The organism is Brenneria alni (assembly GCF_003666245.1).
GTDB classification, from domain to species: domain Bacteria; phylum Pseudomonadota; class Gammaproteobacteria; order Enterobacterales; family Enterobacteriaceae; genus Brenneria; species Brenneria alni.
In genome coordinates this window covers 110,300-127,923 of the sequence record NZ_MJLZ01000003.1, presented here as the reverse complement: position 1 = coordinate 127,923, position 17,624 = coordinate 110,300, and the positions used below count along the sequence as shown (strand labels likewise).

Below are 17,624 nucleotides of genomic sequence, written 5' to 3'. Positions count from 1 at the left end.
CCGCAGGTCGTGAGAGAGTTAATCAACAATGAAGAAAAAATCTTTATTATTTAGTGCACTGGCGATGAGCATAAGCTTAACCCTGTTATCGTTTCCGGCGGCTAATGCCGCGTTGCCTGCGGTAGTTCAGGGGCAGCAGCTTCCCAGTCTGGCGCCGATGCTGGAAAAAGTCTTACCCGCGGTAGTCAGCGTGCATATCGAGGGCACACAGGTACAGCGCCAGCGCGTACCCGAAGAATTTAAGTTCTTTTTCGGCCCCAACTTTCCAACAGATAAACAAAGCTCCCGCCCCTTTGAAGGGTTAGGGTCTGGCGTCATCATCAGCGCCGCAAAAAGTTATGTCCTAACCAATAATCACGTCATTAATAATGCAGATAAAATTCGCGTACAACTGAACGACGGGCGCGAATACGAGGCAAAATTGATTGGCCGTGACGAACAGAGCGATATTGCTTTGCTCCAGTTGATCGATGCCAAAAATCTGGTTGAAATTAAAATGGCGGACTCTGATCAGTTGCGCGTCGGCGATTTTGCCGTTGCCGTGGGTAATCCCTTTGGACTGGGGCAAACAGCAACATCCGGTATTATCTCGGCGCTGGGTCGCAGCGGGCTGAATCTCGAAGGGCTGGAAAATTTCATTCAGACAGATGCCTCGATCAACCGTGGAAACTCCGGGGGCGCATTAGTAAACCTTAATGGTGAACTGATCGGCATTAATACCGCTATCCTGGCCCCAGGGGGCGGAAATATCGGTATCGGCTTTGCCATTCCCAGCAATATGGCGCAAAACCTGGCCCAGCAATTGGTCGAGTTTGGTGAGGTGAAACGCGGTGTCCTGGGCATTAAAGGCAGTGAGATGACGTCCGAGATGGCGAAAGCCTTCAAGGTTGATGCCCAGCGCGGCGCATTCGTCAGTGAAGTGCTGCCGAAATCCGCCGCAGCAAAAGCGGGTATCAAGGCAGGTGATGTCCTCACCTCACTGGACGGAAAACCTATCAGCAGTTTTGCCGAGTTGCGGGCTAAGATAGGCACAACCGCTCCCGGTAAAACCGTGAAAATCGGCTTACTGCGTGAAGGCAAGCAACAGGAAGTCTCCGTCGTCCTGGATAACAGCGCCACCTCTACCACCAGCGCGGAAACCCTGACCCCTGCGCTACAAGGCGCATCCCTGACCAACGGCCAGTTGAAAGACGGCAGTAAAGGCATACAAATTGATAACGTCGCCAAAGATTCACCGGCGGCTCAGATTGGGTTGCAGAAAGGGGATATCATCATCGGCGTGAATCGTGAGCGGGTAGAAAACATTACCCAGTTGCGTAAGATTCTGGAAACGAAACCTTCCGTTCTGGCGCTAAACATTGTCCGTGGCGACGAAACGATTTATCTGCTGTTGCGTTAAATGCCGAAAGCGGTGCTCCACCTTTAAAAAACACCGCCTCATGACGGCCCGGAGGGTGGCGAACAGGACGTTCGCCATAAAAAAACGTCGGGAGCGTTTTTTAACGTCGCTTGCGACGGCCCGGAGGGTGGCGAACAGGACGTTCGCCATAAAAAATCGGGCACTGCACTATGCGGTGTCCATTCATCTCATGATATTCTCACTACCATATTCCTTTTTTACAGTAAAACACGCTCATGTTTGTTAAGTTATTTCGTTCTGCGCTGCTTGGGGTGATCGTTGCTGGCCTTCTGCTGGTGGCACTTCCCATACTGCGCTCAAATACGCCATTGTTTAACAACAATGAGAGTAATGATAAAGCCTCCGACGATGCGCCGTTAAGTTACTATCAGGGCGTTCGCCGTGCGGCTCCCGCAGTAGTAAATGTCTATAACCGTGTTCCTAATCCAGCGCAGCAAAATGAACTCAACATCCGAACCCTCGGCTCTGGCGTTATTATGAATGACAAAGGTTATATTCTGACCAACAGGCACGTCATTAATAACGCACAACAGATATTGGTTGCACTTCAGGATGGACGGCTCTATGAGGCAATGGTCGTTGGTTCAGATAGTCTGACCGACCTGGCCGTACTGCGGATCGACGGTATCAATTTACCCGTTATTCCGATTAACCCGGATCGAACCGCTCGTATCGGTGATGTAGTGATGGCCATCGGCAACCCTTATAATCTGGGACAAACCATCACGCAGGGAATTATCAGTGCCACGGGCCGTGTCGGGCTTAGTGCCGCTGGGCAGGATAACCGCCAGAATGGTCGTCAAAACCTCCTGCAAACCGATGCATCCATTAACCGGGGCAACTCAGGTGGCGCTTTGGTTAATACGCTGGGCGAGTTGGTCGGCATTAATACCTTGTCTTTTGATAAAAGCAGCGACGGAGAAACACCGGAGGGCATCAGCTTCGCCATCCCCGTCGCACTGGCAACCAAAGTGATGGGCAAGCTCATCCGTGATGGCCGTGTAATCCGTGGTTATATCGGTATCAACGGTATACAAATGGAAAATATAGACAGCAAAGGTATTGAGCAGGGAAGATTAAGCGGAATTCTGGTCAAAACGGTCGACCCAGGAGGGCCTGCGGATAAAGCCGGTATTCAGATTGATGATATTCTGTTGAGCGTCGACAACAAGCCTACCCGCTCCGTTATCGAAACCATGGATCAGGTGGCGGAATTGCGTCCGGGAACCATGATCCCCATCACCATCGAACGCGATAAAAAATCGATAACGTTGAATATGACTATTCAGGAGTTTCCGGTTAACTGATATCGCCAGATAGCGCTGCGAGAATAAATCGAAGCCGGGTAGTCAACCCACCCGGTGTGCATTGATTATTCGCTTTCTTTCACACGTTCGATATTGGCGCCCAGCGCACGTAGCTTTTCTTCAATACGCTCGTAACCACGGTCAATATGATAGATACGATCAACGACCGTCACGCCGTCGGCAATACAGCCAGCCAGCACCAGACTGGCCGATGCGCGCAAGTCCGTCGCCATCACCTGCGCGCCGGACAACTTTTCCACCCCGTGACAAATCACCGTATTACTTTCGATTTCTGCCTGCGCCCCCATGCGGATCAGCTCCGGTACGTGCATAAAACGGTTTTCAAAAATCGTTTCGGTGATAACCCCCGTCCCTTCCGCCACCAGGTTCAGTAAGCTGAACTGCGCCTGCATGTCTGTCGGGAAGCCGGGATGCGGCGCGGTACGGAGAGTGACCGCTTTCGGGCGCTGACCGTGCATATCAAGGCTTATCCAATCCTCGCCGGTTTCTATATCCGCACCCGCTTCACGCAGCTTCGCCAGCACCGCATCCAGCGTTTCTGGGCGGGTATGACGACAAACCACTTTGCCGCCGGAAATCGCAGCCGCGACAAGAAACGTTCCGGTTTCTATACGGTCTGGCAGGACACAGTATACCCCGCCCCCCAAGCGCGCGACGCCTTCAATGGTGATTTTATCACTACCCGCGCCGCTGATTTTCGCACCCAGCGTATTCAGGAAGTTTGCCGTATCGACAATTTCCGGCTCACGGGCGGCGTTTTCAATGATGGTAGTCCCTTCAGCCAGCGTCGCTGCACTCATGATCGTCACCGTGGCCCCCACGCTGACCTTATCCATGACGATGTGCGCACCTTTCAGACGACCATTCACGGAGGCTTTAACATAGCCTTCTTCCAGCGTGATTTCCGCCCCCAACTGTTCAAGGCCGTTGATATGCAAATCAACCGGGCGCGCACCGATGGCGCATCCACCCGGTAATGAAACCTGACCTTGCCCAAAACGCGCCACCAGCGGCCCCAGCGCCCAAATGGAAGCACGCATGGTTTTCACCAAATCGTAAGGCGCACAAAACACGTTCACCGCACTGGCGTCAACATGTACCGAACCATTACGTTCGACACGCGCCCCCAGTTGGCCGAGTAATTTCATTGTTGTATCAATGTCCCGCAGCTTCGGCACATTCTGGATCTCTACCGGCTCTTCAGCGAGCAAGGCAGCAAACAGGATGGGCAGAGCAGCATTTTTGGCCCCGGAAATAGTGACTTCACCAGTGAGCCGGGTTGGCCCCTGCACACGAAATTTATCCATAGTTGCTGTTTCTCAATGTTTCAAATTCAATATTGCGACGTCACATAACCGCTGGCTTAAAAACCGTTAAGCTTGCGGTCTCGCTGCCATTCTTCCGGCGTATAGGCTTTGATCGACAGGGCGTGAATACGGTTATCCGCGATATACTCCGCCAAAGGCGCATAAACGGCCTGCTGTTTCTTCACCCGACTCATTCCGGCGAACAACTCACCCACAACAATAACCTGAAAGTGGCTGCCATCGCCGGATACATGGGCTTCCTCCAGTGCCAATTCTTTCATCAGCACATCTTTAATTTCATTATTTTCCATTGCTCTCGATTTCTATGCCAGGGGGAATGATAAACAGGGTGGTATCTTAGATGAATAAGGCGCTATCTTAAACAAAGAAATCCCCCTAAGCCTGAGGCAAACGGGGGATCGTTCAAATGCAAACTATTCTGCCTGAGACACCGGGATGATTTCATTCAGGTTATACAATGCTATCAGCGTTTTTAACCGATCGCCTGCCCCGGTAATGCCCAGTTCGACGCCTTTCTGCGACTGCTGGTGATAGAAGTGAATCAGCAAAGCCAGGCCGGCAGAATCAACACGGGTTAGCCCAGACACATCCAGCGATGTTTTATCTGCCAGTAACATGCCGCGTTGCTGCCAGAGTGGCAGCAACGTTTCACGATCCAACGCGCCCGATAAAACCAATGTCGATTGCTGCGACTGCCAGTTCAGTGCATTAACCATTTTTCTTACCCAGATTAGTTTTGCTTATCCAACGTAATAGGCTGTTTTGCGGCGGCGTCTAACTGCTGGGTCAGGCCGTCAACGCCTTTCTGACGCAATGTCGCCGCCCATTCATTCTGCTTGGTGGTAATCATACTTACGCCTTCCGCAATCATGTCATAAGCCTGCCAGTTGCCGGATTGACTATTTTTACGCCACTGAAAATCAAGCCGAACCGGCGGACGACCACCGTTATCGATAATCGTCACGCGAATAGCAATAATATCGGCATTCCCCAACGGCTGGTCGGGTGCTATCTGATAGGTTTGCCCGTGATATAACGCCAAAGCCTGACCATATGCCTGTTCCAGATAGGCTTCAAATGCTTTGAAATAAGCATCACGCTGGGCGGGAGTCGCATCTTTATAATAACGGCCAAGCACCAACGCCCCGGCATACCTGACCTGTACATATGGCAGAAGCTCTTCACGCACGACGCTACGCAGATAATCCGGGTTTTGTCTGATCCGTGGCTGCTCAGTTTTCAAGCGGCTAAAGGTTTTCTCCGCCGCTTCACTCATCAAACGATATGGGTTGGTTTGATCCGCGGCGCTGGCCAAAGGTGCAACCACCAGCAAAGCCACCATCAGTAAACGTTTAAACATACAGCTATCCTCTTATGGATGTGAAGTAACAGGTTGGCTCTGCGGCTCCGGTGTTACCGTAGGATCCGTTGCCGGTGCAGCACTCCCCTGACCGGCATTATCCTCGCTATTGCTGCCGCTCTTATATAAGAATTGGCCGATGAGATCTTCCAGCACCATGGCTGACTTGGTGTCCTGAATGACGCCGCCGTCTTTCAATATTGAGGTCCCCATCTCTTCGTCTTCAAAACCGACATTCAGTGCCAGATACTGTTCACCCAACAGACCGGACGTACGGATTGCCAGCGAACTGGTATCTGGAATATGGTCGTAACGCTGCTGAATATCTATCGCCACGCGAGGAAGGTAGGTTTTCTCATCCAGCGAAATATCCGCCACCCTGCCAATCACCACGCCGCCGATTCTGATCGGCGAACGGGTCTTAAGTCCGCCAATATTGTCAAACGTCGCGTACAAACGATACGTTGGCTCATTACCGATTGACTTGATATCGGCCACTTTCAGACACAAAAAGATAATGGCGCACAGCGCAATCAGCATAAATGCGCCAACCCAGATTTCATTTTTCTTCGTTTGCATCGACTCAGTTCCCAAACATCAGTGCTGTCAGCACAAAATCCAACCCCAATACCGCTAATGATGAATGCACCACGGTACGGGTCGTCGCACGGCTGATCCCTTCTGAAGTAGGGATCGCATCATAACCATTAAAGAGTGCAATCCAGGTCACGGTAATGGCGAACACGATACTTTTAATCACACAGTTCAGCAGATCCTGCCGCCACTCAACGGCGCCCTGCATGGCCGACCAGAAAAACCCGCTGTCTATGCCTTTCCAGTCAACGCCGACCAACGACCCGCCCCAGATACCAACAGCGACAAAGATGATCGCCAACAGCGGCATACTGATTAACCCGGCCCAAAAACGCGGGGCCACCACGCGCCGCAGCGGATCGACCGCCATCATTTCCATGCTGGATAGTTGCTCGGTGGCCTTCATCAGACCGATCTCCGCTGTCAAAGCCGACCCTGCGCGACCGGCAAACAACAATGCCGTTACCACCGGACCGAGTTCACGCAGCAGCGACAGGGCAACCATCATCCCCAGGCTGGCTTCGGCGCTATAGGTCGTCAGTACCAGATAACCCTGCAACCCCAGAACCATACCGATAAACAGGCCGGACACCATAATAATCAACAGCGACTGCACTCCCAGGCTGTAAAGCTGTTTCAGCAGTAGCGGCCACTGTTTCCTGAATTCAGGCTTGCCCACTAACGCATTAAACAGCATCAGTCCGGCACGGCCAAAAGAAGCACAGGTAGAAATTCCCTGACGTCCGAACGACGCCAATGCCTGTAATAACATGAATTAGTTAACTCCCTGCTGAACCTAACAGCGCGGTTTTATAATCACCCGCCGGGAAACGGAAAGGGACTGGCCCATCGGCAATACCATCCAGAAACTGGCGTACGCGGGAGTCGCCGTTGGTTTGCAATTGAGCCGCCGTTCCTTCAGCCACCACATGCTGTTCGGCAACAATGTAAGCATAATCGGCAATACTCATTACTTCCGGCACATCATGGGAAACAACAATACAAGTGACCCCCAATGCGTGATTCAGTTCATCAATCAGTTTCACCAGCGTTCCCATAGTTATCGGATCCTGCCCGACAAAGGGTTCATCAAACATAATCAGTTGCGGATCAAGCGCAATCGCCCGCGCCAGCGCCGCACGCCGCGCCATGCCCCCGGAAAGTTCTGCGGGCATGAGTTCTGCGGCCCCGCGCAACCCCACGGCTTCCAGCTTCATCATAACCGTGCTGTGTAACAGCGGCTCCGGCAAACGGCTGTGCTCACGCAGCGGCCAGGCGACATTATCAAACACATTCAAGTCGGTAAATAACGCACCGGATTGAAACAACATGCTCATTTTCTTGCGGGCGTCATACAGATCAGCACGTGAAAGACTTGGAATATTATCGCCATCAAACCAGATTTCGCCACTATCAGGCTGCAACTGGCCGCCTATCAAACGCAGCAGCGTGGTTTTACCAATACCTGAAGGCCCCATAATCGCGGTGATTTTACCTTTGGGGACTTTCAGCGTGATATCTGTAAAAATCTGTCGTTTCCCGCGACTAAAGCTCAGGCCGCGAATTTCAACCAGATTGGTAACGTTATGGCCCATTATCTTATATTCCTTACCGATCAGCGTGTTGCATATGATCGTCTGTTTTTAACGAATAGCTGTAATGCGAACTCATGTATAAAGCCTAACGGCTACCCCATGCAAAATGCGAGTTTTACAAAAAATTACGCTATGTTCTTGTCCAAAGAAGCGGAACAAAATCGCCACAGGTTTTACTTTTCCGCCTCACGCAGTCAGAATTAGCGCTAATAATGAAAACGCCTTTTTCGTTCAAAACTCATCCAGAACGACCAGTTGATTAATCGATGATTATACCTGAATAAAGGAAGCTGAATGCTTTTTGCGACAGTACTCTTGATTGTTGGTTTAGTACTACTGGTCTATGGCGCCGATCGACTGGTCTATGGCGCAGCGGTTCTCGCACGTTTTTTGGCTATACCGCCGCTGATTATCGGCATCACTATCGTAGGTGTCGGTACTTCCCTGCCCGAACTGATTGTCTCTGTTACAGCCGCGTTCAACAATCAGATCGATATGGCGGTCGGGAACGTTCTTGGCTCCAATATTGCGAATATTCTGTTAATCCTCGGCAGTGCTGCGCTGATTCGCCCTTTGACGGTTCATTCCAAACTGTTACGCCGGGAATTCCCGCCCATGCTTCTGGTCACCGTGTTGTGCGGCTTTTTACTGCACGATAGTTATCTGAGCCGCGCTGACGGCGTGATACTGCTGATCGCCGCCGGGCTGTTTATGCTGCTGGTGCTCAGAATGACACGACAGGCGCAGCACGAGGGCGTCGATAGCCTGGCCCAAGAGCAACTGGCCGAATTGCCGCAGGAAGACGGCAACCAGATGGTGGCCATTCTATGGCTCATCCTCGGCTTGATTATTTTACCTATGGCCGCCCGCATGGTGATCGACAATGCCACCGTGATAGCCCGCCATTTTAATCTCAGCGAACTGACCATCGGCTTGACTGTTCTGGCAATTGGCACCAGCCTGCCAGAACTGGCAACCGCGATTGTTGGCACACTGAAAAAAGAAGATGATATTGCGCTGGGCAATCTCATTGGCTCAAATATTTTTAATATCGTGATCGTTCTGGGCGTGCCGGCACTGCTATCTCCGGGCGCACTCAACCCACTCGCATTCCAACGCGATTATTGGGTCATGCTGGGGGCCAGCGCACTGTTGACTGCGTTTTGTCTCGGCAGCAAACGCCGCATCGGGCAAGGCGCTGGCGCACTTTTGTTATGCGCTTTTATTGCCTATCTTTCGGTGTTGTTGTTGTTTTCTTAACCAGAACGTCCAAACCATTAATCAGAACATCAAAATAAGCAGGACTATCCAGGTATGTCACATTTTAAACTACAACCCGGTTTTGATTTCCAGCAGGCTGGCAAGCAGGTACTGAACATTGAACGTGACGGACTGTCGCAGCTCGACCGGTACATTGACGATAATTTCACCCAGGCGTGTGAAAAAATATTCCACTGTCGGGGGAAAGTCGTGGTGATGGGAATGGGGAAATCCGGTCATATCGGTTGTAAAATGGCCGCCACCTTTGCCAGTACCGGTACACCAGCGTTCTTTGTTCACCCCGGAGAAGCAAGCCACGGCGATCTGGGCATGGTCACGCCGCACGATATCGTGATCGCCATTTCCAACTCTGGCGAATCTCATGAGATTCTATCGCTGATCCCGGTGCTCAAACGTCTGAACGTTTTCCTGATTTGTATGACAGGCAACCCCGAGAGCACGATGGGAAAAGCCGCCGATATTCACCTGTGTGTTCATGTCCCGCAGGAAGCCTGCCCGCTTGGGCTGGCGCCGACCAGCAGCACCACGGCGACACTGGTCATGGGTGATGCGCTGGCTGTCGCGTTATTACAGGCACGTGGCTTCACCGCTGAAGATTTTGCCTTATCCCACCCCGGTGGCGCGCTGGGTCGCAAACTTCTGCTGCGCGTCAGCGATATCATGCATTCGGGCGATGAGATCCCACACGTCTCCCATGATGCCTCCCTGCGTGACGCGCTATTGGAAATTACGCGCAAAAATTTAGGGATGACGGTAATCTGCGACGCAGACATGAAAATCCAGGGTATCTTCACCGATGGCGACCTGCGCCGGATTTTCGACATGAAGATTGACTTGAACAGCGCCCGCATTGCTGATGTGATGACCGCAGGCGGCATCCGCGTCACACCACAAACGCTGGCGGTAGATGCCCTGAACCTGATGCAGTCACGCCATATTACATCGTTGCTGGTCGCGGAGAATGATCGACTGATCGGCATCGTTCACATGCACGATATGCTGCGCGCCGGCGTAGTGTGATCAATCATTGCGGTGTAACAAATACCGCACCCGTCGCCAAATACGGTAGGGTAAGAGAACCAAGGATAAACGTGAATGAGTGAAACCAGGGCGCAAACCGATACCTGTTACGGGCCTGTCGAGCAACAGATACTGGATAAAGCCCGTAACGTTCGCCTGTTAATCTGTGACGTTGATGGCGTACTGTCTGATGGCCTGATTTACATGGGTAATCAGGGCGAGGAACTGAAAACGTTTAACGTGCGGGATGGCTACGGCATCCGCTGTATGCTGACGTCCGGTATTGAGGTCGCCATTATTACCGGTCGCTCGGCCAATATGCTGGTTGATCGTTGTAAAACATTGGGGATCGCTCATCTTTATCAGGGTCAATCGGACAAGCTTTTAGCCTTCAACGACCTGTTGGATAAACTGTCGGTGACCGCCGGCCAGGTGGCCTATATCGGTGATGATCTGATCGACTGGCCGGTTATGGCGCGGGTGGGCTTGAGCGTTGCGGTTGCTGATGCACACCCGTTGCTGTTGCCACGGGCGGACTATGTAACACGTATCGCGGGTGGGCGGGGCGCAGTACGTGAACTTTGCGATTTAATTCTGCTCTCACAGAATAAGCTGGAACATGCCAAAGGGTTGTCGATATGAGTAAAACCAGGCGTTGGTTGACAGCCTTGCTGGCACTGTTGGCGCTCGTCATGATCGGCTGGAATTTAGCCGATCATGACGATGCGCCAGCGTCAGATAACCAGAGTAATGCGGTGCCTATTTACACCAGTGAAAAAACCACCACGCAGGTTTACAGCCCCGCCGGGAAACTGAGTTACCGGCTGGATTCAGACGCAGCGGAGTATTTCAATGACGAACAGCTTAGTTGGTTCACCAAGCCCGTCGCCACATTGTTTAATGAACAAGGTTCGGCCACCTGGTCAGTTCGCGCCGATCGCGCCAAGCTGACCAAAGACAAAATGCTCTATCTGTACGGTCATGTCGAGGTCAACAGTCTGACCAATGACTCGCAGTTGGAGCGGATAAAAACGGACAATGCCCAGGTAAATCTGGTTACGCAGGACGTCACCTCCGACGATGAAGTCACCCTGTATGGCGCCAGCTTTACCTCTAACGGGATGAAAATGCGTGGTAATCTGCGTGAAAAAACAGCCGAGTTGATCGAAAAGGTAAAAACCTCTTATGAAATTCAAAACAAATAACCCGATGCGTCATGCCCTGCTCGCCAGTTCGCTGTTAGCCGTTAGCGTTCCGGCCTTAGCCGTAACAGGGGACAGCAACCAGCCCATTCACATCGATTCAGCCCAGCAATCCCTTGATATGCAAGGCAACACGGTGACTTTCACCGGAAACGTGGTGGTAAAGCAGGGAACCATTGAGGTTAAAGCTGATAAGGTGGTCGTGACGCGTCCGCAGGGTGAACAAGGCAGCGAAGTGATCGAAGGCTACGGCAACCCGGTCACGTTTTACCAAATGCAGGACAACGGCAAGCCAATGAAAGGCCATGCCCAAAAAATCCGTTACGAATTGGCCAATGACTTTTTGGTGCTGACCGGTAATGCCTATCTGGAACAGATGGACAGCAATATAAAAGGCGACCGTATCACCTATCTGGTGAAACAGCAGCAGATGGAAGCGTTCAGCGACAAAGGCAAACGTGTTACCACGGTCTTAGTCCCCTCGCAACTTCAGCAGAAAGAGAGCAAGGGGCAACCCTCCCCTGCTCAACAACCGCAACCACGAGTCACTGAATAACTTATGGCAACATTAATCGCAGAAAATCTGGCTAAAGCGTATAAAGGCCGTAAGGTCGTGGAAAATGTCAGCCTGACCGTCAATTCAGGTGAAATTGTCGGCCTTTTGGGGCCTAACGGCGCCGGGAAAACCACCACTTTTTATATGGTTGTGGGGATTGTCCCGCTTGATGAAGGGCGGATCATAATTGATGAGGAAGACATCAGCCTGCTTCCTCTTCACGATCGCGCACTTAGGGGTATCGGCTATTTGCCGCAGGAAGCCTCGATCTTTCGCCGGTTAACCGTGTATGACAATCTGATGGCGGTGTTGCAGATCCGTAAGGATCTGACCCCGGAGCAGCAAGAAGACCGCGCTAACGAACTGATGGAAGAATTCCATATTATTCATTTGCGCGATAGTCTGGGACAATCGCTCTCCGGTGGGGAGAGACGCCGGGTGGAAATTGCCCGCGCATTGGCGGCGAATCCTAAATTCATCCTGCTGGATGAACCTTTTGCCGGTGTCGATCCCATTTCGGTGATTGATATCAAAAAAATAATCGAACATCTGCGTGATAGCGGGCTGGGCGTGTTGATTACCGATCATAACGTCCGTGAAACGCTGGATGTCTGTGAGCGTGCCTATATCGTCAGTCAGGGGCAGCTCATCGCTCACGGTTCACCCACAGAGATACTGGCCGATGAACAGGTAAAACGCGTCTATCTGGGCGAAGGCTTCCGACTCTGATAGGGTAGGGTTTTTCATTGAACGATTTATAAGGAAGTTAGCGCTACATGAAGCAAGGTTTGCAACTCAGGCTTAGTCAGCAATTGGCCATGACTCCACAGCTACAGCAGGCAATCCGCCTGCTGCAACTGTCCACGCTTGAACTGCAACAAGAGATCCAACTGGCGCTGGAAAGCAATCCGTTACTTGAGCAAACGGACAACCACGAAGAAATAGAGTCATTTGAAACAATCGACAGTGATTCACTGGATACCGGTGAAGCACTCGAACAAAAGGATATGCCGGAAGAGCTACCGCTTGATGCAACCTGGGACGAAATTTATTCCGCAGGCACCCCCTCAGGCACCGGCACCGATTATCGTGATGAGGAGTTACCGATCTACCAGGGTGAAACCACCCAAACCCTTCAGGATTACCTGATGTGGCAGGTTGAGTTGACGCCGTTTTCCGATACCGATGCAGCAATAGCCACATCCATCGTTGATGCCGTGGACAACACCGGCTATCTCACCGTGCCGCTGGAAGACATTCTCGACAGCATTGGCGATGAAAACGTCACGCTGGATGAAGTGGAAGCGGTGCTTAAGCGGGTACAGCGCTTTGATCCCGTTGGCGTTGCCGCCCGCGATCTGCGCGATTGTCTGCTGGTTCAGCTTTCTCAGTTTGCCAACGATACCCCCCGTCTTGCGGAAGCGCGGCTGATTGTCAGCGACTATCTCGACCTGCTGGCAAATCATGATTTCCGTAGCCTGATTCGCTCCACCCATTTGAAAGAAGAGGTATTGAAAGAGGCGCTAGCGCTGATTCAGTCGCTCGATCCCCGGCCAGGGCAGTCAATTAATACCGGCGAGTCAGAATATGTCATTCCCGATGTTCTGGTACGTAAGATTCAGGGGCAGTGGGTGGTGGAATTAAATACCGACAGCGTTCCCCGGTTACAGATTAATCAGCAATATGCTGCGCTGGGCAACAGCGTGCGCAGCGACAGCGACGGCCAGTTTATCCGCAGCCATTTACAGGAAGCCCGTTGGTTAATAAAAAGCCTGGAAAGCCGTAATGATACCCTCCTCAAAGTCACACGCTGTATTGTCGAACAGCAGCAGGATTTCTTTGATCAGGGTGAAGAATTCATGAAGCCGATGGTATTGGCGGATATTGCCCAGGTGGTGGATATGCATGAATCCACGATTTCCCGTGTAACCACGCAAAAATTTCTGCACAGTCCACGCGGCATTTTTGAGCTAAAATATTTCTTCTCCAGCCACGTGAATACCGACAGCGGGGGGGAAGCCTCGTCAACAGCTATCCGGGCACTGGTTAAAAAGTTAATCGCTGCGGAAAACCCCGCCAAACCGTTAAGCGACAGCAAGCTGACCACATTGCTCTCTGAACAGGGCATCATTGTAGCGCGGCGTACCGTGGCGAAATACCGAGAGTCTTTATCTATCCCACCATCAAATCAGCGTAAACAACTGGTTTGATCTCAACTGAGAAGGAAGACACTATGCAGCTCAACATTACCGGACACCACATCGAACTTACGGAACCTTTGCGCGATTTCGTGCACACAAAGTTTGCTAAATTAGAGCAATATTTTGACCGCATTAATCAAGTCAATGTGGTACTTAAAGTGGAGAAAGTACAAAAAATCGCCGATGCCACGATCCATGTTAATGGCGGAGAGCTGCATGCCACATCCGAAGCGGAAGATATGTACGCCGCTATTGATTTGTTGATCGATAAACTGGCCCGACAGCTCAATAAGCATAAGGATAAGCTTAAGCAGCACTGATTTTTCTCCCTGCCATTTGGGCAGGGAACAGACCCGGCCCCTCTATTTTATGGGCCGGGCTCACCAGAAATGAAAAGTGTCGTTAAGTGAACATAAAATGAACAACGATCCTGTTTTGCAACTCAGTACCGTATTACGTCCCGAGTGCACCCGAAGCGCCGTCCATTGCCAAAGTAAAAAACGGGCATTGGAAATTATCAGCGAGTTGGCAGCCAAACAGCTTAATCTGCCTTCACAGATTATCTTTGACGCCATTCTCACGCGGGAACGAATGGGCAGTACCGGCATCGGTAATGGCATTGCCATCCCTCATGGTAAACTTGAGGATGATAACGCGCTGGGCGCAATTGGGGTATTTATCCAGTTAGAACAGCCTATCGCGTTCGATGCTATTGATAACCAAGCCGTTGATTTACTTTTTGCCTTGCTGGTTCCGGCAGAACAATGTAAAACCCATTTACATACCCTATCGCTTGTCGCCAAACGATTGGCCGATAAAACCGTTTGCCGGCGTCTGCGCAGCGCACAAAGCGATGAAGAGCTGTACCAGATTATGACGGAAGCCGGTTAAATCAGGTGGTGATGCGTATGATAACTGGCGGCATGATGGGTAATAGTCTTGTTCGAACCATTAATTGTGAAAACAATCATTACCAAAAAAATGGCAGTGCGGGTTCGTCATCACACTGCCAGGGGGGAGTCGTCAGATGGTGCTGATGATCGTCAGTGGTCGTTCAGGCTCAGGGAAATCCGTCGCCCTGCGTGCGCTGGAAGATATGGGGTTCTACTGCGTAGATAACCTCCCGGTGGTTCTGCTACCGGAACTGGCCAACACGCTGGCTGAACGCGATATCTCCGCCGCAGTCAGTATTGACGTGCGCAATATGCCGGAATCACCGGAAATATTTGAGCACGCCATGGCGCAACTACCGCAAAGTTTCTCGCCTCAGTTGCTGTTTCTGGATGCCGATCGCAATACGCTGATCCGCCGTTACAGTGATACCCGCCGTCTGCACCCGCTGTCCAGCAAGAATCTGTCGCTGGAAAGCGCTATTGATGAAGAAAACGATCTGCTGGAGCCGCTACGATCACGGGCCGATCTGATCATCGACACCTCTGAAATGTCAGTACATGAACTGGCGGAAATGCTGCGTACCCGGCTGCTTGGCAAAAGGGAGCGCGAGCTGACGATGGTATTTGAATCTTTCGGCTACAAGCACGGTATCCCCATCGATGCCGACTATGTGTTTGATGTGCGTTTCCTGCCCAACCCCCATTGGGATCCGAAACTACGCCCGATGACGGGCCTGGACAAGCCGGTGGCGGCCTTCCTCGATAGGCATACCGAAGTCCATAATTTTATCTACCAGACCCGCAGCTATCTGGAGCTGTGGTTACCCATGTTGGAAACCAATAACCGCAGCTACCTGACCGTAGCCATTGGCTGTACCGGCGGCAAGCATCGATCCGTTTATATCGCAGAACAACTGGCTGATTACTTCCGTTCACGCGGCAAAAACGTGCAGTCCCGCCACCGCACGCTGGAAAAACGTAAACCATCATGACGGTAAGACAAACCGTTGAAATCAAAAATAAGCTGGGAATGCACGCCCGGCCCGCCATGAAACTGTTTGAACTGGTGCAAAGTTTCGACGCCGAGGTGATACTGCGTAATGACGGCGGCACCGAGGCAGAAGCCAGCAGCGTGATCGCCATGCTGATGCTCGACTCGGCCAAAGGCCGTTTCATAGAAGTGGAGGCGACCGGCCTGGATGAAGGTCAGGCGCTGGCCGCCGTTATTGAGCTATTTGAAGCCGGATTTGACGAAGAGTAAACGCTCTCCCGCTTTATGCCAATGTTCGCGTGCCGATCACTCTCCCGCAATTTTCATCTCTGGCAATAAAACCGAACCACACTGAATATTACTCCGTGTTTCAATGTCATTTCCTACCGTCACGATATTGCGCAGCATCTCTTTCAGGTTACCCGCAATGGTAATCTCACTAACCGGATACTGAATTTCACCGTTTTCGACCCAAAAGCCTGATGCTCCACGGGAATAATCCCCCGTCACGCCGCTCACGCCCTGCCCCATCAGTTCAGTCACCAGCAGCCCTTTACCCATCTGTTTCAGCAAGTCGTCAAAGCCCTGCCCCTGCCCGGCAATGCGCCAGTTATGAATACCGCCAGCATGGCCCGTGCTTTTCATCCCCAGTTTACGGGCGGAGTAGCTGGTTAGCAGCCAGGTTTGCAACACGCCGTCTTTGACAATTTCCCGCCGGTCGGTGCGCACGCCTTCATTATCAAACGGCGTTGAAGCCAGCCCTTTGCGCAGATGCGGCAATTCCTCAATCGTCAGCCACGCTGGCAGGATTTGCTGCCCCAGCTTATCCAGCAGGAAGGTTGATTTACGGTACACACTGCTGCCGCTGATCGCACTGACCAGATGACCGAACAGCCCGGTTGCCACTTCGGCGGAAAACAGGACGGGCGCCTGCATAGTCGGCAGCTTGCGCGGCGACAAACGAGACAACGTACGGCGTGCGCACTCTTCTCCGACCCATTCCGGGGAACGTAATTCATCCAGCGATCGACCGATGGTATAGGCATAGTCACGCTCCATATCGCCGTTGACTTCCGCGATCACACAACTGGACATGGAGTGACGGCTGGAGCAATAGCTCTGTAACATACCGTGGCTATTGCCAAAAACCTTGATGCCATAATGGCTGTTAAAGCTGCCGCCTTCGGTATTGGTGATGCGCTTATCGGCTTTCAGCGCGGCCTGCTCGGCCCGGGCCGCCAGTTCAATACCGCGCTCCGCATCCAGTTCTGACGGATGGAACAGATCCAGATCCGGTGCGTCAAACGCCAGCAGATCTTTATCCGCCGGGCCGGCAAACGGATCGGCAGACGTGTAGCGGGCGATATCCAACGCGGCCTGTACGGTACGGGCAATAGCGTCCGGGCTAAGATCGGTTGACGATGCGCTGCCTTTGCGCTGCTGGTGATACACCGTAATCCCAAGCGCGCCATCGCTGTTGAATTCAACGTTTTCAACTTCACCATAACGGGTGCTAACACCAATCCCCGTCGTTTTTGACACAGCGACTTCCGCCGCATCAGAACCCGCACGCGCCAGCTCCAGCGCCTGTGCAACCGCCTGTTCCAGCGCTTTACGCTGTTGTACAACCTGAGTGATTATTGTCATCGTTCTGCCATAATAAGTGAGAAAGCCTGCACACCTGCAACTTGAAAACAGAAGGGTTAAAAAGGTGTAGCATAATGCCTTTGAGTCTAACAGGATCTTTAGATAATTTCGCACAAAGCCCAAACCTGTTAGGATCAGCCTCTTTTTAAAACGGGCCAACGCTTCGCGTTGTTAAAAGCGCTCCTGGAAATTTTTTAAGGATCCAATC

At 51.9% G+C, this 17,624-nt stretch carries 21 protein-coding genes; 13 read left to right on the top strand and 8 right to left on the bottom strand.

Annotated elements, in window-relative coordinates; translation table 11 throughout:
• Positions 1–28 precede the first annotated feature (28 nt).
• Complete coding sequence (gene degQ / locus BIY29_RS02770) at positions 29–1,399, top strand: serine endoprotease DegQ (protein ID WP_121573555.1); 1,371 nt, start codon at positions 29–31, stop codon at positions 1,397–1,399.
• Positions 1,400–1,635: 236 nt separating this feature from the next.
• Complete coding sequence (gene degS, locus BIY29_RS02765) at positions 1,636–2,727, top strand: outer membrane-stress sensor serine endopeptidase DegS (RefSeq protein ID WP_121573553.1); 1,092 nt, start codon at positions 1,636–1,638, stop codon at positions 2,725–2,727.
• Positions 2,728–2,792: 65 nt separating this feature from the next.
• On the opposite strand, the gene murA is transcribed toward degS, so the two are convergent.
• The 7 genes from murA to mlaF all read right to left on the bottom strand — a co-directional run bounded on the left by murA (position 2,793) and on the right by mlaF (position 7,625).
• Entirely contained in the window at positions 2,793–4,055 is a 1,263-nt protein-coding gene (gene murA / locus BIY29_RS02760) for a UDP-N-acetylglucosamine 1-carboxyvinyltransferase (protein ID WP_121573551.1), read from the bottom strand.
• A 56-nt stretch (positions 4,056–4,111) separates the two neighbouring features.
• Positions 4,112–4,366 carry a BolA family iron metabolism protein IbaG gene (ibaG, locus tag BIY29_RS02755; RefSeq protein ID WP_121573549.1) on the bottom strand — a complete coding sequence of 85 codons (255 nt, stop codon included), beginning with the start codon at positions 4,364–4,366 and terminating at the stop codon, positions 4,112–4,114.
• A gap of 123 nt (positions 4,367–4,489) precedes the next feature.
• Positions 4,490–4,792, bottom strand: coding sequence for a lipid asymmetry maintenance protein MlaB (mlaB, locus tag BIY29_RS02750; RefSeq protein WP_121573547.1), 303 nt, complete (start codon positions 4,790–4,792; stop codon positions 4,490–4,492).
• Positions 4,793–4,806: 14 nt separating this feature from the next.
• Positions 4,807–5,436, bottom strand: coding sequence for a phospholipid-binding protein MlaC (gene mlaC, locus BIY29_RS02745; RefSeq protein WP_121573545.1), 630 nt, complete (start codon positions 5,434–5,436; stop codon positions 4,807–4,809).
• A 12-nt stretch (positions 5,437–5,448) separates the two neighbouring features.
• Positions 5,449–6,015 (bottom strand): outer membrane lipid asymmetry maintenance protein MlaD, encoded by a 567-nt coding sequence (gene mlaD / locus BIY29_RS02740; protein ID WP_121573543.1) that lies wholly within the window; start codon positions 6,013–6,015, stop codon positions 5,449–5,451.
• A 4-nt stretch (positions 6,016–6,019) separates the two neighbouring features.
• Complete coding sequence (gene mlaE / locus BIY29_RS02735) at positions 6,020–6,802, bottom strand: lipid asymmetry maintenance ABC transporter permease subunit MlaE (protein WP_121573541.1); 783 nt, start codon at positions 6,800–6,802, stop codon at positions 6,020–6,022.
• Positions 6,803–6,809: 7 nt separating this feature from the next.
• Positions 6,810–7,625, bottom strand: a complete 816-nt coding sequence (gene mlaF, locus BIY29_RS02730; protein WP_121573539.1) for a phospholipid ABC transporter ATP-binding protein MlaF — start codon at positions 7,623–7,625, stop codon at positions 6,810–6,812.
• 294 nt (positions 7,626–7,919) lie between these two features.
• Here mlaF and BIY29_RS02725 point away from each other — a divergent pair, with 294 nt between their 5' ends.
• From BIY29_RS02725 to npr, 11 genes are all read left to right on the top strand, one after another.
• Positions 7,920–8,885, top strand: coding sequence for a calcium/sodium antiporter (locus BIY29_RS02725; protein ID WP_121573537.1), 966 nt, complete (start codon positions 7,920–7,922; stop codon positions 8,883–8,885).
• Positions 8,886–8,939: 54 nt separating this feature from the next.
• Positions 8,940–9,926, top strand: a complete 987-nt coding sequence (gene kdsD / locus BIY29_RS02720) for an arabinose-5-phosphate isomerase KdsD (protein WP_121573535.1) — start codon at positions 8,940–8,942, stop codon at positions 9,924–9,926.
• A 75-nt stretch (positions 9,927–10,001) separates the two neighbouring features.
• Positions 10,002–10,568 (top strand): 3-deoxy-manno-octulosonate-8-phosphatase KdsC, encoded by a 567-nt coding sequence (gene kdsC / locus BIY29_RS02715; protein ID WP_121573533.1) that lies wholly within the window; start codon positions 10,002–10,004, stop codon positions 10,566–10,568.
• Positions 10,565–11,131: an LPS export ABC transporter periplasmic protein LptC gene (lptC, locus tag BIY29_RS02710; RefSeq protein WP_121573531.1), complete on the top strand. Its 567-nt coding sequence runs from the start codon at positions 10,565–10,567 to the stop codon at positions 11,129–11,131. Before kdsC ends, lptC begins: the two co-directional genes overlap by 4 nt.
• Complete coding sequence (gene lptA / locus BIY29_RS02705; RefSeq protein ID WP_121573529.1) at positions 11,112–11,684, top strand: lipopolysaccharide ABC transporter substrate-binding protein LptA; 573 nt, start codon at positions 11,112–11,114, stop codon at positions 11,682–11,684. Before lptC ends, lptA begins: the two co-directional genes overlap by 20 nt.
• A 3-nt stretch (positions 11,685–11,687) precedes the next feature.
• Positions 11,688–12,413, top strand: coding sequence for an LPS export ABC transporter ATP-binding protein (lptB, locus tag BIY29_RS02700; protein WP_121573527.1), 726 nt, complete (start codon positions 11,688–11,690; stop codon positions 12,411–12,413).
• A gap of 47 nt (positions 12,414–12,460) precedes the next feature.
• Entirely contained in the window at positions 12,461–13,894 is a 1,434-nt protein-coding gene (gene rpoN, locus BIY29_RS02695; protein ID WP_121573526.1) for an RNA polymerase factor sigma-54, read from the top strand.
• 23 nt (positions 13,895–13,917) lie between these two features.
• Positions 13,918–14,205 (top strand): ribosome hibernation promoting factor, encoded by a 288-nt coding sequence (hpf, locus tag BIY29_RS02690; protein ID WP_121573524.1) that lies wholly within the window; start codon positions 13,918–13,920, stop codon positions 14,203–14,205.
• 97 nt (positions 14,206–14,302) lie between these two features.
• Positions 14,303–14,776, top strand: coding sequence for a PTS IIA-like nitrogen regulatory protein PtsN (gene ptsN, locus BIY29_RS02685; protein WP_121573645.1), 474 nt, complete (start codon positions 14,303–14,305; stop codon positions 14,774–14,776).
• Between the two features lie 136 nt (positions 14,777–14,912).
• Positions 14,913–15,770, top strand: a complete 858-nt coding sequence (gene rapZ, locus BIY29_RS02680) for an RNase adapter RapZ (protein ID WP_121573522.1) — start codon at positions 14,913–14,915, stop codon at positions 15,768–15,770.
• Entirely contained in the window at positions 15,767–16,039 is a 273-nt protein-coding gene (gene npr / locus BIY29_RS02675) for a PTS phosphocarrier protein NPr (RefSeq protein ID WP_121573519.1), read from the top strand. Before rapZ ends, npr begins: the two co-directional genes overlap by 4 nt.
• A gap of 36 nt (positions 16,040–16,075) precedes the next feature.
• On the opposite strand, the gene pmbA is transcribed toward npr, so the two are convergent.
• Positions 16,076–17,416: a metalloprotease PmbA gene (gene pmbA, locus BIY29_RS02670; RefSeq protein ID WP_121573517.1), complete on the bottom strand. Its 1,341-nt coding sequence runs from the start codon at positions 17,414–17,416 to the stop codon at positions 16,076–16,078.
• Positions 17,417–17,624 lie beyond the last annotated feature (208 nt).

Bases quoted from the DNA above. Each gene is read 5' to 3' on its own strand.
- degQ (WP_121573555.1), top strand. From the start codon at position 29: ATGAAGAAAAAATCTTTATTATTTAGTGCACTGGCGATGAGCATAAGC.
- degS (WP_121573553.1), top strand. From the start codon at position 1,636: ATGTTTGTTAAGTTATTTCGTTCTGCGCTGCTTGGGGTGATCGTTGCT.
- murA (WP_121573551.1), bottom strand. From the start codon at position 4,055: ATGGATAAATTTCGTGTGCAGGGGCCAACCCGGCTCACTGGTGAAGTC.
- ibaG (WP_121573549.1), bottom strand. From the start codon at position 4,366: ATGGAAAATAATGAAATTAAAGATGTGCTGATGAAAGAATTGGCACTG.
- mlaB (WP_121573547.1), bottom strand. From the start codon at position 4,792: ATGGTTAATGCACTGAACTGGCAGTCGCAGCAATCGACATTGGTTTTA.
- mlaC (WP_121573545.1), bottom strand. From the start codon at position 5,436: ATGTTTAAACGTTTACTGATGGTGGCTTTGCTGGTGGTTGCACCTTTG.
- mlaD (WP_121573543.1), bottom strand. From the start codon at position 6,015: ATGCAAACGAAGAAAAATGAAATCTGGGTTGGCGCATTTATGCTGATT.
- mlaE (WP_121573541.1), bottom strand. From the start codon at position 6,802: ATGTTATTACAGGCATTGGCGTCGTTCGGACGTCAGGGAATTTCTACC.
- mlaF (WP_121573539.1), bottom strand. From the start codon at position 7,625: ATGGGCCATAACGTTACCAATCTGGTTGAAATTCGCGGCCTGAGCTTT.
- BIY29_RS02725 (WP_121573537.1), top strand. From the start codon at position 7,920: ATGCTTTTTGCGACAGTACTCTTGATTGTTGGTTTAGTACTACTGGTC.
- kdsD (WP_121573535.1), top strand. From the start codon at position 8,940: ATGTCACATTTTAAACTACAACCCGGTTTTGATTTCCAGCAGGCTGGC.
- kdsC (WP_121573533.1), top strand. From the start codon at position 10,002: ATGAGTGAAACCAGGGCGCAAACCGATACCTGTTACGGGCCTGTCGAG.
- lptC (WP_121573531.1), top strand. From the start codon at position 10,565: ATGAGTAAAACCAGGCGTTGGTTGACAGCCTTGCTGGCACTGTTGGCG.
- lptA (WP_121573529.1), top strand. From the start codon at position 11,112: ATGAAATTCAAAACAAATAACCCGATGCGTCATGCCCTGCTCGCCAGT.
- lptB (WP_121573527.1), top strand. From the start codon at position 11,688: ATGGCAACATTAATCGCAGAAAATCTGGCTAAAGCGTATAAAGGCCGT.
- rpoN (WP_121573526.1), top strand. From the start codon at position 12,461: ATGAAGCAAGGTTTGCAACTCAGGCTTAGTCAGCAATTGGCCATGACT.
- hpf (WP_121573524.1), top strand. From the start codon at position 13,918: ATGCAGCTCAACATTACCGGACACCACATCGAACTTACGGAACCTTTG.
- ptsN (WP_121573645.1), top strand. From the start codon at position 14,303: ATGAACAACGATCCTGTTTTGCAACTCAGTACCGTATTACGTCCCGAG.
- rapZ (WP_121573522.1), top strand. From the start codon at position 14,913: ATGGTGCTGATGATCGTCAGTGGTCGTTCAGGCTCAGGGAAATCCGTC.
- npr (WP_121573519.1), top strand. From the start codon at position 15,767: ATGACGGTAAGACAAACCGTTGAAATCAAAAATAAGCTGGGAATGCAC.
- pmbA (WP_121573517.1), bottom strand. From the start codon at position 17,416: ATGACAATAATCACTCAGGTTGTACAACAGCGTAAAGCGCTGGAACAG.